A 12610-nucleotide genomic window follows, 5' to 3' on the forward strand; every position below is an offset into this window, starting at 1 on the left:
GCCGGGTCCGGCCCTGATCCGCCGGCCGGACACCCCCTGGGTCACAGGCACAGGACGGCCACCCGTTGGACCTCGTTGTTGCCGAACCCGCCGCGGTTCCACGGCTGTTCCAGCGGCTGCGTGCGGCCCCCGGTGTCCGTGGCGCGGACGGTGAGGGTGTGGCGGCCGGGCGCGGCCGTCCACACACAGCGCCACGCCTGCCACGCCCACGGGTGCGGCTGCGGGGACTCCACCTCGGCCGGGATCCAGCTCCCGCCGTCGTCGGCGCTGACCTCCACCCGGGCGACGGCCCCGTGACCGGACCAGGCCCGCCCGTGCAGCCGCACGGGGCCGGGGCGCACGACGCGGGTGCGCGACATGAAGTCGGGGAAGCCCGGCGGAGCCATCAGCGAGCGCGGGGCGATCCGGGTGACGGGTTCGCCGGGGTCATCCGGATCGGCCGTCCGCCGGTAGCGGTAGGCCACGGACTGCTGGAAGCCGGTGAACGGCGCGTCGACGAGAGTGATCTCACGCAGCCACTTCACGTGTGCCATGCCGTACCAGCCGGGGACGACGAGCCGCAGCGGGTATCCGTGCTGCGGCGGCAGGGGCAGCCCGTTCATGGCGTAGGCGATCAGCACGCCGGAGTCGTCCCCGCTCGCGTACGGCAGCGGCAGGCTGCGCCGGTAGTCCTGCTCCACACCCCGCTCCACACCGTGGTCGGCGCCCGTGAACACGGCCTCCACGGCGTCGGACCGTACGCCCGCCCCGTCCAGGACGAGCCCCAGTGGGACTCCGGTCCAGTCGGCGGTACCCACCGCCTCCACCAGCCACGGCTGGCTGACCGGGCGGGGCGACAGGCGAGCCCGGCCGTTGCCCGCGCACTCCATCGTGACGCGGTGGGTGACCGCGGGGAACGCGCGCAGGGCGTCGAGGTCCAGGGACAGCGGCGTACGGACCCGGCCGCCCACCGTCAGGGTCCAGCCGTCCGCGTCGGCGGCGGGGATGTCGTAGTGCACCAGGACGTAGTGCAGCCCGGGCGGGGTCACCTCGTAGCGCAGGGCCTCCAGCGGCAGCCCGTGGTTGCGGGCCGCGAGCGCCAACTCCTCCTGGCCGATGCCCTCACCGGCCGCGGCGATCCGCGCCGGGCCGCTGACATCCCCCACGGACGCCTGTTCCATCCCCCCATCGTCGCGCGCCCCGGCCCGGGCGGCACGCCGGGCCCGTCAGGGGCGCCCCAGGTGCCGGGCGAACCAGGCGCGGGCCAGAGCCGCCACCTCCTCCAGAGCGCCCGGCTCCTCGAAGAGGTGCGTGGCTCCGGGCACGACGTCCAGCCGGTTCTCGCAGCGCAGCTCCCGCTGCGCCCGCCGGTTGAGATCGAGCACGGTGGCATCGTCGCCCCCGACGACGAGCAGGGTGGGAGCCCGTACGGAGGCCAGCCGGGGCCCGGCGAGATCGGGGCGGCCGCCGCGGGAGACGACGGCGCCGATGTCCGCGTCCGCGGCGGACGCGGCCCACAGGGCGGCGGCGGCCCCGGTGCTCGCGCCGAAGTAGCCGATCGGGAGGGCCGCGCGCCGGCGCAGCCAGGCGGTGGCGCCGGTGAGCCGGCCGGCCAGGGTCCCGATGTCGAAGACGTCGGCCCGGTCGGTCTCCTCGGCGGGCGTGAGCAGGTCGAAGAGGAGGGTGCCCAGGCCCGCCCGGTTCAGGTCCGCCGCCACCGCCCGGTTGCGCGGGCTGCGGCGGCCGCTGCCGGAGCCGTGGGCGAACAGCACGACCGCCCCGGCGCCCTCCGGCAGCACGAGGTCCCCGGCCAGGGGCAGGCCGCCGGCGTCCACCACGACCGCTTCGGCCCGCGGCGCCCGCCGGGCCGCCGCCCGCGCCAGCAGCGCGACGACCTCTTCGTCGGGGGTCTGGCCGAAGTCCCGGTACCACTCGCCGACCGCCCGGAAGGAGGGCGGCGAGGAGAGGCACACCACCTCGTCCGCGGCGCCGCGCAGCCGGGCGACCGCCTCGGGCGGCGCCACCGGGACGGCCAGCACCACCCGGGCGGCGCCCTGCGCCCGTACGACCTGGCAGGCGGCGGCGGCCGTGGCGCCGGTGGCGATCCCGTCGTCCACCACGATGACCGTCCGGCCGTCGAGGGGCTCCCGGGGCCGGTCGCCGCGGAACCTGCGGGCCTGCCGGGCGAGCTCGGCCCGCTCGGCGTGCTCGACCGCCTCCAGGTCCTGCGGCGTGACCCGGCCGGTGCGGACGATGTCCTCGCTGATGACCCGTACGCCGCCCTCTCCGATGGCGCCGAAGCCGAGCTCACGGTGGGACGGGACGCCCAGCTTGCGGACCACGATCACGTCGAGCGGAGCACCGAGGGCCCGCGCCACGGGGAAGGCCACCGGGACGCCGCCGCGGGGCAGGCCCAGTACGACGGGACGCGCCGCCTCCAGATGGCGGACGGCTCCGGCGAGCCGCTCTCCGGCGTCCGCGCGGTCGGTGAAGAACACGGGGTCCACCCCCAGCCCGAGGGAGACGGAAAACCACGCACGTGCCCTTCCGACGCAACCCCACGCCACGGCCTCCCGCAAGTCGGGCGCCCGCGTGCCGGCACGGGGAGCGCAGGGCCCGCCGGCGGCGGCCCGAAGGGGACGGAGGCCGTCCCGCGAGGCGGTGGCCCCGCCGCCCGGGCGGGAGTTGACACCCCGGCGCGGCATCCCCGCCCGCCGGGGCCGGTGTTGACCCGGACCGGCCCGAACGCCCCCCGAAGGAGCCTGGGCCGGTGCCCGCGGAACGGCTGTGACCTGCGCGAAAGCCCTCCGCGGAGGGAGGGCTTCGGTGGTGGAGAATGTGTGCCCCCGGCAGGACTCGAACCTGCGGCCAAGTGCTTAGAAGGCACCTGCTCTATCCACTGAGCTACGGGGGCCGGAAGGTGGCCGTGGTGGTCCTGGAGCCCCTGGTGGGGGTGGGACTTCGGTCCGTACCGGGTCAAGGATAGGGCTCCGGCCGCCTTGTCCCGGTTGCTTCACTCGCGGGCCACGATGTGGAGGTTCCGTGAAGCGGTCCCGATAATCGCAGGCAGGTGCGATTCTCGCATCGCTTTTGCGCCGCGGCGCCCTGGGTGTTGTGCACTCGTTATGCCTGCGCCCCACTCGTCCGTCGTGCCCAGAATGTCCCACCGGAGTCGCGCTCGGCGCGCAGGGGGCGTATAAGCTTCAAAAATGGTCCTAAATTGGGCATTCTTCGCATGTGGTGACCTTGGATGTTCGGCCTCAGCTGCTCGATGCCCTGTCCGCCCTGCGCGACCGGGTCGCGTCCGTACGTCTGCCGTTGCCCCTGCCCGGCGCCCCACGGGCCCGCCAGACGAGAGCCGAGCTGCTCGCGCAGCTCGACGACTACCTCGTACCGCGCCTGAAGGCGCCCGAGGCGCCCCTGCTCGCCGTCGTCGGCGGGTCCACCGGGGCCGGTAAGTCCACCCTCGTCAACTCCCTCGTCGGGCGTCAGGTCAGCGAAGCCGGTGTGCTGCGCCCGACCACCCGGACACCCGTGCTCGTCTGCCACCCCGACGACCACCACTGGTTCGCCGGGATGCGCGTACTGCCCGACCTGATGCGGGTGTGGGTGCCGCACGAGGACGACGACAGGCCCCCCAGAACCGCCTCCCGGGTCCGCGGCCGAGGCCACCTCGGCGCCCAGGGCGGCCACGAGACCCGTGAGATGCGGATCGAGACCGCCTCCAACCTGCCGCGCGGACTCGCCATCCTCGACGCCCCCGACATCGACTCCCTCGTGGTCGACAACCGGACACTCGCCGCCGAACTCATCTGCGCCGCCGACGTCTGGGTGATGGTCACGACCGCCTCGCGCTACGCCGACGCCGTCCCCTGGCACCTGCTGCGCACCGCCAAGCAGTACAAGGCCACCCTCGTCACCGTGCTGGACCGGGTGCCGCACCAGGTGTTGGCGGAGGTCTCCCGCCAGTACGGAGCCCTGCTCACCAAGGCCGGGCTGGGCGACGTACCGCGCTTCACCGTCCCCGAGCTGCCCGAGTCGGCCGGCGGCGGCGGACTGCTCCCGGCCAGCGCGGTCGCACCGCTCTTCGCGTGGCTCGCCCACCACGCGCAGGACCCCGCCGCCCGGCAGTACGCCGTCGGGCGCACCGCCCTCGGCGCCCTGGACTCCCTGGGCCGCCGGATGCCCGAACTGGCCTCCGCCGTCGCCGCCCAGCACGCCGCCGCCGTACGGCTGACCTCGGCCGTCGAGGACGCGTACCGGCGCGAGGGCAAGAGGGTCCGGGGCCGCCTCGACCGCGGGGCCGTCCTGGCCGGCGACGCGCTGACCCGCTGGCGCGGCTACCCCCTCGACACCAGTGCCGGGGAACTGCTGGACTCGCTCTCCGAGTCCCTCGCCGCACTGCTCCAGTGCGCCGTCGCCGCCGCCGACGAACGCATCGCCGAAGCATGGCGGCGCGAACCGGCCTCCGGCGCCCTGGTCGTGCCCGCCCCCGACAAGGAAGCGGCGGAACGTATCGGCATGGCCGTGCGCCGCTGGCGCCGCGTGCTGGAGGAACTGGCCGAGGAGGAGGTGGCCGGGCTCGACAGGCAGCCCGCCCCGGACGCCGAGGGCGTCGCCGCGCTGCTCGTCGCGGCTCTGCTCGGCGGCAAACGGGCCCGGCCCGCCGGGGAGAAGCTCGCGGAGCGGATCGGAGCCCAGGCCGCCCTGCGGCTGCGCGACAGGGGCGGGGAACTGGTCGGCGACCACCTCGACGAGGTGCTGCGCGGCGAACGCGACCGCCGCCTCGCCCCGTTGGAAGCACTCGACGTGACCCCCGAGCCCCAGGCAGAACTGATCGCCGCGCTGTCCGTACTGCAGAAGGAGAGGTGACGCCGTGACCGCCCTGACCGACCGCACCGACGACCGATGGGACGACGGGTTCATCGCGCGCTCCCGCCCCCGCCCCGTCGAAGCGGGCGACGAGGATGCCGCGGAGGCGGGCGACGAGGGCGACGAGGCGCTCGTACGGGCCGTCTCCGGCGCCGGCAGCGACGGCGGCAAGTCGTCCGCGCCCCCGCTCAGCCCCGAGGCGCAGGCCCTGCGCCAGCGCCTCGACGCGCTGCGCCAGCTGGTCGGGCTGTCCCGGACCCGGCTCGACGGCAAGACCCTCGCCGAGGCCGGACGGGTGCTGGACGAGGCCGCCGCACGCCGTGGGCTCTCGCCCCAGCACACCGTCGTCGCGATCGCCGGAGCGACCGGAAGCGGCAAGTCCACGCTCTTCAACTCACTCGCCGGGGTGCAGATCTCCGAGACCGGGCTGCGCCGCCCGACCACCGCCGCGCCCATCGCGTGCAGCTGGTCGGACGGAGCCGCCGGGCTGCTCGACCGGCTGGAGATCCCGGGGCGGCTGCGGCGCCGGCCCCGCGAGACCGCCGAGGCCGAGACGCTGCGCGGGATGGTCCTCGTCGACCTGCCCGACCTCGACTCGGCGGTCGGTGCCCACCGCGACCACGTGGACCGCGTACTGGCGCTCGTCGACGCCGTGGTGTGGGTCGTGGACCCGGAGAAGTACGCCGACGCGGTGCTGCACGAGCGGTACCTGCGGCCGCTCGCCGGGCACGCCGAGGTGACCTTCGTCGTGCTCAACCAGGTGGACCGGCTGCCCGGCGAGGCCGCCGACCTCGTCCTGGACGACCTGCGCCGGCTCCTCGACGAGGACGGCATCGCGCTCGGCGAGCACGGCGAGCCCGGCGCCACGGTCCTCGGACTCTCCGCCCTCACCGGCGACGGCGTGGGGGAGCTGCGCGAACTCCTCGGCCAGTTCACGCAGGAGAAGGGCGCCGCGACCCGGCGGATCTCGGCGGACGTGGATCGCGCGGCCGTCCGGCTGCGGCCGCTCTACGTCGCCGACGGGCACGCCGGACCCGAGATCGGGGAGGTGGCGCGCGCCGAGTTCGAGGACCGGCTCGCCGAGGCGGTCGGGGCCTGCGCGGCCGGGCTCGCCGCCGAACGGGCCTGGCGGCGCAACGCGGGCAAGGCGTGCGGGACCCCGTGGCTGCGGTTGTGGCGCTGGTACGAGAACCGGCGCGCTCCGCGCACCCTGGCGGGACTGGCGGCCCTCGCGGCCATCGGCGGCCGCGGTCAGACGGTCGCGCAGGCACCGGTCGAGGAGGAGGTGACCGCGCGTCAGCGGGTGGAGCAGGCGGTGCGCGTCGTCGCCGACGAGGCGGTCGCCGGCCTGCCCGAACCCTGGGCGCAGGCGGTGCGCGAGACGGCGGTGCGCGGTGCCGAAGGGCTTCCGGAAGCGCTGGACGAGATCGCGGTGACCCTCGGGGCCGCGGTCGCGGTGCCGACCGCGAAGCCGCCGCGGCCCGCGTGGTGGCCGGCGGCGGTGCTGGCCCAGGCGGCCATGACGCTGCTCCAGATCTTCGGCGGACTGTGGCTCGTCGGGCAGATCGTCGGGGTCCTTGAGCCCGAGCTGATGCCGCCGGTGCTGCTGATGGTGGCGGGCATCATCGGCGGACCGCTCGTGGAGTGGGCCTGCTCGATCGCGGCCCGCGGCCCGGCCCGCCGGTACGGGCAGGACGCGGAGCGCAAGCTGCGCCAGGCGGCCGCCGGGTGCGGACGGGCCCGGGTGCTGGAACCGGTGGCGGCGGAGCTGCTGCGGTACCGGGAGGTGCGGGAGCAGTACGCCACCGTCGCCGCAGGGGGGAGCCGGTTGTCCACAACCCGCCAGTAGTCCACAGGCCGGAGCGGGGGCCGGCCGCCGGGCGCAGCATGGGTCATAGCCCGTACGGATGGTCCGTGCGGGTGGTCCGTGCGGATGGTCCGTGCGGGCCGGAACGACGGGGGAGGGCGGCCGGGATGTACGACACCCAGGTGACGCTGGTGGGACATGTGGCGACGCAGGTCGACTACAAGGAGACGGCGAACGGTCCGTCGGCGCGGTTCCGGTTCGCGGTGACGCCGCGGTACTACGACCGGCGCAAGGACGCCTGGACGGACGGGGCCACGAGCTTCTACACGGTGTGGGCGCGGCGCACCCTCGCGGTGAACCTCGCCGGCTCCGTCGCGGTCGGCGAACCGCTGGTGGTGCACGGGCGGCTGCGCGTGCGGGAGGACCCGCCGGACGACGAGGGCAACCGGCGGTTCGGCGCGGAGATCGACGCGACCGCCGTCGGGCACGACCTGAACCGCGGCACGGCGGCGTTCAGGCGGGTGGTGAGAACAGATCATCATCCGCTGATGGACACTCAGAAGGCGGCGGTGGGCTGAGTGTTCGAGGCGGTTAGGATTCCCCGGTACTCACGGGCACCTGGGTCTTTGGCCCGAAGGGGAAGACTGTGTCGATTGCCGTTCCCGCATCCTCCACTCCTGCTCCTGCTTCAGCTCCCGCTCCCGCTCCTGCTGCCGGTCCGCCGGTTCCGCCGGCGCCGCTCGAACCGGCCGCCGCGGGCCGGGGCTCGGCGCGCCTGGCCGCTCGCGGCCGCGCTGCTGGCCGCGGCCCTCGCCGCCGCGCCCGGCGCCCGGGCCGCCGCCGACTCCGGTCCGGTGGCGCCCCGCGCCCCGGAGGGCGCGAGCGCCGTGCTGGACGGGCTGAAGACGTACGGGCAGGCGGTCCTCCACGCCGAGGACGGGTCGGTGCGGCAGATCCCCGCCGGCCTGTACGAGATGCGGGTCGACGGCGGCGGCATGCTGCAGACCTACGGGGTCGGCGTGGCGGGCAACGCCCAGCCGCAGGCCCGGTACTCCGAGAGCGGCTGGAGCGGCAGCCCGCTCGCGGGCAACGGGCAGGCGGGCCGGATCCGCTGGGTGCTGGAGCACTCCTACCCGCAGCTGAACGACCTGGCCGGGCTCGCCAAGGCCGCCGGAGCCGTGGGGCTCACCGCGGAGAGCGCGGCGGCCGGGACGCAGGTGGCGATCTGGCGCCTCGCGGACGGCGTGCGGGTCGAGGCCGCGGACCCGTCCGCCGAGAAGCTGGCCGACTACCTCCAGCGGGCCGCGGGGCAGATGCCGGAACCGCCCGCCTCACTGGGGCTGGACCCCGGCGACGTCTCGGGGCCGGTGGGCACCCGCCTCGGCCCGGTGACCGTACGCACCGGGGCGCGGAGCGTGTCCGTCGTCCCGGACGCGGCGGCCGCGGCCATGGGCGTACGGGTGGTCGACGCGCAGGGGCAGCCGCTGACCACCGCGGTCAACGGCAGCCGGCTCTACTTCGAGGTCCCGGCGGGCACCCCCGACGGGACGGCCACGGTCACCGTCCAGGGGGCGACCAGGGTGCCGGTCGGGCGGGTCTTCACCAGCGGTGTTCCCGCCCAGGCGCAGATCGTGGCCGGCTCCAGCGAGTCCGTGACCGCCGCCACGGCGCGGGCGGCCTGGCCGCCGCCCCCACCGCCCGGGGCCGGCCAGACCCCGGTGTCGGACCCGGGCCGGGCGGCGGGCTCGGACGCCGTCGCGCTGGGCGCGCAGTCCGCCGCGCTCGCCACCACCTCACCGGACGAGGAGCGGCTGGCGACCAGCGGCAGCTCGGCCGCCACGCCCGTCATCGCGTCCCTGGCGGTGGGCCTGGTCGTCCTGGGCGGCCTGGTCGTCCTCCTCCTGCGCAAGCGCCCGCTCGACGAGGAGGGACAGGAATAGGGAGAGGCGTACGGGAGCAGGAGGAGAGGAGTGGCCGAAGAAGGGATCCCGTACGGGATCCCGGGTAGAGGCAGGAAATGGTTGATCAAGAACTGACCTGGACCGGCGTCCTCGCGCGGTGGGACCGCCGGTTGTTCGACGCCGTGGCCCGCAGGCACTGGCCGGGCGCCGACCGCGTGCTGCCGCGCCTCGGGCGGGCCGCGAACCACGGGGTGCTGTGGGGCGGGGCCGCCGTGGCCCTCGCCGTCTTCGGATCGGCCGGGGCGCGCAAGGCCGCCGTGCGCGGCGCGGCCTCCCTCGCCCTGGCCTCCTCGACCATCAACACCGTCGGCAAGTGGTCCGTGCGCCGCCCGCGGCCACTGCTGGAGGGCGTTCCGGCGGTGCGGCGGCTGGCCGTGCAGCCGCACACCACCTCCTTCCCGTCCGGGCATTCGGCGTCCGCCTTCGCCTTCGCCACCGGGGTGGCGCTGGCCGCGCCGGGCTGGGGAGCGGTGCTGGCGCCCGTCGCCGCGTCGGTGGCCTTCTCGCGCGTCTACACCGGCGTGCACTACCCCTCCGACGTGGCGGCGGGCGCGGCACTGGGCGTGGGCGCCGCCTTCGTCGTACGCCGCCTCGCGCGCGACGTGCGGGAGGCCCGGGCCGTGCCCGGCGACGAGCGCAGGGCCATCGGGGCGCCCGCACTGCCCGAGGGGGCCGGTCTGACGGTCGTCGTCAACACCGGCTCGGGAACGGCCGCCGCCGTCCCCGGCCTGCTGCGCGCCCGGCTCCCCAAGGCCGAGGTGATCGAGTGCGAGGGCCCGGAGCTGCTCCCCGCCCTGACGGAGGCGGCCTCACGCGCCACCGTCCTCGGGGTGTGCGGCGGCGACGGCACCATCAACGCGGCCGCCACCGCCGCGCTGCGCGCCGACGTGCCCCTCGCCGTCTTCCCGGGCGGCACCCTCAACCACTTCGCGCTCGACCTCGGTCTCATCGGCCCCGAGGGCACCTGCGAGGCCCTGGAGCACGGGGAGGCCGTCCGCATCGGGGTGGGCCGCTTCTCCCCGGGCCCCGACGGGGAGCCCGGCTACTTCCTGAACAACTTCAGCATCGGCGCCTATCCGGAGCTGCTGCGCCACCGGCTGCGCTGGGGCCCGCGCATCGGCGGCGGCCCGGCCGCGCTGCTGGCGGCCTGGAAGGTCCTGCGCGCCGAGCGGCCCGTACGGCTGGACCTCGCCGGCCGCCGCCGCAGCGTGTGGCTCCTCTTCGCCGGCAACGGCACCTACCACGGCAGCGGCCCGAACCCCGGCCGACGCGACAGCCTGGGTGAGGGCCTGCTCGACCTCCGGCTCGTCTACGGCGGCGGGCGGCCCGGCCCCCGCCTGCTGGCCGCCGCCTTCGCCGGCCCGCTGAGCCGCTCCCCGGTCCATGCCGCCACGCACCTGCGCAGCCTGCGCATCGGCTCCGTCCCGCCCGGCACCCCGCTCGCCTTCGACGGCGAATACGCCAAAGCCCCGGGCGAGATCGTCCTCGACGCCCTCCCGGACGCCCTCACGGTCTACCGCCCCATCTGACCCGGAACGGACCGACGGGCCGCCCCGCCGCACCAGGCCGGGGCGGCCCGCCGGATGCCCATCAGCTGCCGGCCGGAAGCCGAGCCGGTCCGGCCGCCGCGTCCGCCACCCCGAGATCCGTCCGCATGGCGCCGAGCAGCCGCTCCCACTGGTCCCAGATCCGGGCGAAGTCCGCCCGTATCTCGTCGAAGGAACCGTCCGGATCGGGACGGCCCTCCTCCAGGCACATGATCCGCCGGTACGTCTCCGACAGCGTCCTCGTCATGTCGTTCAGCTCGGCCAGCACCCCCGCGGATGCCACCATCTGCGCTTCGGCCATGGCCGAGTGGTGATCGCGCCGGGCCTCCTCGACCACTCCGCGCGCCTCGTCGGTCACCGCGCCCTTGTGCACGGTCCACAGGAAGTTCAGCAGGTGGGTCCGGTAGCGGCGCAGGGCGGCGTTGACGTTCATGTAGCCCTCGCGCCGCCGGTCCAGCTCGGCGACCCGCTGCTCGCGCAGCCACTGGGCCTCGGCCTCCTGCTGCCGCTGGGCGAACTGCTCCACCTGGACACGGGCCGTCATGCGCTGCGACAGCACGGACGCGACGAGCGTCCCGGTGACGCCCACGACCGCCGCCGCCAGCCCTATGAGTGCGCTCCCCACCGCCCCCCCGACCACCACGCCCGACATCCCGGTGGCATCCTGCCCCGGCCCGGGCTGCTCTGACCTACCCATTCGCCCGCGGGTATGGACGTACGGCAAGATGGGGTGTATCTGCCCACCATCGATCTGCCGGACGGTTTCTCTTGGCTGAGTTCATCTACACCATGCGCAAGACGCGCAAGGCACACGGCGACAAGGTGATCCTTGACGACGTCTTCCTGAACTTCCTGCCCGGCGCGAAGATCGGTGTGGTCGGCCCGAACGGTGCCGGTAAGTCCACCGTTCTGAAGATCATGGCGGGCATCGAGCAGCCGTCGAACGGCGACGCCTTCCTGTCGCCCGGCTACTCCGTCGGCATCCTCATGCAGGAGCCGAAGCTCGACGAGTCCAAGACCGTCCTGGAGAACGTCGAGGACGGCGTCGGCCCGATCAAGCAGAAGCTCAACCGGTTCAACGCGATCGCCGAGGAAATGGCGACCAACTACACCGACGAGCTGATGGAGGAAATGGGCAAGCTCCAGGACGACCTGGACCACGCCAACGCGTGGGACCTCGACGCCCAGCTGGAGCAGGCCATGGACGCCCTGGGCTGCCCGCCCGGCGACTGGCCCGTCACCAACCTCTCCGGTGGCGAGAAGCGCCGCGTGGCCCTCTGCAAGCTGCTGCTGGAGGCCCCCGACCTGCTGCTCCTCGACGAGCCCACCAACCACCTCGACGCCGAGTCCGTGAACTGGCTGGAGCAGCACCTGGCCCAGTACAAGGGCGCCGTCGTGGCCGTCACCCACGACCGCTACTTCCTCGACAACGTCGCCGAGTGGATCCTCGAACTCGACCGCGGCCGCGCGCACCCCTACGAGGGCAACTACTCCACCTACCTGGAGAAGAAGGCCGAGCGCCTCAAGGTCGAGGGCAAGAAGGACGAGAAGCGCGCCAAGCGCCTCAAGGAAGAGCTGGAGTGGGTCCGCTCCAACGCCAAGGGCCGCCAGGCCAAGTCCAAGGCCCGCCTCGCCCGCTACGAGGAGATGGCGGCCGAGGCCGACAAGATGCGCAAGCTGGACTTCGAGGAGATCCAGATCCCGCCGGGCCCGCGTCTGGGCTCGATCGTGGTCGAGGTCAACAACCTCTCCAAGGCGTTCGGTGACAAGGTCCTCATCGACGACCTGTCCTTCACGCTGCCGCGCAACGGCATCGTCGGCATCATCGGCCCCAACGGCGCCGGCAAGACCACGCTCTTCAAGATGATCCAGGGCCTGGAGAAGCCGGACTCCGGCGAGATCAAGGTCGGCGAGACCGTCAAGATCTCGTACGTCGACCAGGGCCGCGCCAACATCGACCCCAAGAAGACCCTCTGGGCGGTCGTGTCGGACGAGCTGGACTACATCAACGTCGGCAACGTCGAGATGCCGTCCCGCGCCTACGTCAGCGCCTTCGGCTTCAAGGGGCCGGACCAGCAGAAGCCGGCCGGCGTGCTCTCCGGCGGTGAGCGCAACCGCCTGAACCTCGCGCTGACCCTCAAGCAGGGCGGCAACCTGCTGCTCCTCGACGAGCCCACCAACGACCTCGACGTCGAGACCCTGGGTTCGCTGGAGAACGCGCTGCTGGAGTTCCCCGGTGCGGCCGTGGTCGTCTCCCACGACCGCTGGTTCCTGGACCGGGTGGCCACCCACATCCTCGCCTACGAGGGCGACTCCAAGTGGTTCTGGTTCGAGGGCAACTTCGAGTCCTACGAGAAGAACAAGATCGAGCGGCTCGGCCCGGACGCGACCCGTCCGCACCGCGCCACCTACAAGAAGCTCACCCGGGGCTGAGGGGAGCGCTG

Annotated in this window: 9 protein-coding genes and 1 tRNA gene; 6 read left to right on the top strand and 4 right to left on the bottom strand. The window is 74.4% G+C overall.

The genetic code is table 11. The features are described 5' to 3' along the window. Nucleotides 1–41 precede the first annotated feature (41 nt). The 3 genes from AC2RP6_RS25575 to AC2RP6_RS25585 form a co-directional block, all read right to left on the bottom strand. Complete coding sequence (locus tag AC2RP6_RS25575) at nt 42–1160, bottom strand: sulfite oxidase (RefSeq protein WP_486448314.1); 1119 nt, start codon at nt 1158–1160, stop codon at nt 42–44. 45 nt (nt 1161–1205) lie between these two features. Continuing rightward, nucleotides 1206–2477, bottom strand: coding sequence for a phosphoribosyltransferase family protein (locus tag AC2RP6_RS25580; protein WP_486448315.1), 1272 nt, complete (start codon nt 2475–2477; stop codon nt 1206–1208). Between the two features lie 343 nt (nt 2478–2820). Continuing rightward, nucleotides 2821–2893, bottom strand: a tRNA-Arg gene (locus tag AC2RP6_RS25585). A 332-nt stretch (nt 2894–3225) separates the two neighbouring features. Between AC2RP6_RS25585 and AC2RP6_RS25590 the strand changes: the two genes are divergently transcribed. From AC2RP6_RS25590 to AC2RP6_RS25610, 5 genes are all read left to right on the top strand, one after another. Beyond that, on the top strand, nt 3226–4851 hold the full coding sequence (locus AC2RP6_RS25590; protein ID WP_486448316.1) for a dynamin family protein: 1626 nt from the start codon (nt 3226–3228) through the stop codon (nt 4849–4851). Nucleotides 4852–4855: 4 nt separating this feature from the next. After that, nucleotides 4856–6700, top strand: coding sequence for a GTPase (locus tag AC2RP6_RS25595; protein ID WP_486448317.1), 1845 nt, complete (start codon nt 4856–4858; stop codon nt 6698–6700). A 125-nt stretch (nt 6701–6825) separates the two neighbouring features. Further along, nucleotides 6826–7236, top strand: a complete 411-nt coding sequence (locus AC2RP6_RS25600; protein WP_486448318.1) for a single-stranded DNA-binding protein — start codon at nt 6826–6828, stop codon at nt 7234–7236. A 132-nt stretch (nt 7237–7368) separates the two neighbouring features. Next, a complete protein-coding gene (locus tag AC2RP6_RS25605; protein ID WP_486450446.1) occupies nt 7369–8598 on the top strand; it encodes a thioester domain-containing protein in 1230 nt (409 codons plus the stop codon). A gap of 77 nt (nt 8599–8675) precedes the next feature. Then, on the top strand, nt 8676–10148 hold the full coding sequence (locus tag AC2RP6_RS25610; protein WP_486448319.1) for a phosphatase PAP2 family protein: 1473 nt from the start codon (nt 8676–8678) through the stop codon (nt 10146–10148). 61 nt (nt 10149–10209) lie between these two features. Here AC2RP6_RS25610 and AC2RP6_RS25615 read toward each other — a convergent pair whose 3' ends face one another. Then, nucleotides 10210–10791 carry a hypothetical protein gene (locus tag AC2RP6_RS25615; RefSeq protein WP_486448320.1) on the bottom strand — a complete coding sequence of 194 codons (582 nt, stop codon included), beginning with the start codon at nt 10789–10791 and terminating at the stop codon, nt 10210–10212. 143 nt (nt 10792–10934) lie between these two features. Here AC2RP6_RS25615 and ettA point away from each other — a divergent pair, with 143 nt between their 5' ends. Then, entirely contained in the window at nt 10935–12599 is a 1665-nt protein-coding gene (ettA, locus tag AC2RP6_RS25620) for an energy-dependent translational throttle protein EttA (protein ID WP_078658346.1), read from the top strand. Nucleotides 12600–12610: the final 11 nt, after the last annotated feature.

The organism is Streptomyces sp. WAC03905 (assembly GCF_057371075.1).

Coding starts and splice junctions, on each gene's coding strand:
- AC2RP6_RS25610 (WP_486448319.1), top strand. CDS start 8,676: ATGGTTGATCAAGAACTGACCTGGACCGGCGTCCTCGCGCGGTGGGAC.
- AC2RP6_RS25575 (WP_486448314.1), bottom strand. CDS start 1,160: ATGGAACAGGCGTCCGTGGGGGATGTCAGCGGCCCGGCGCGGATCGCC.
- AC2RP6_RS25600 (WP_486448318.1), top strand. CDS start 6,826: ATGTACGACACCCAGGTGACGCTGGTGGGACATGTGGCGACGCAGGTC.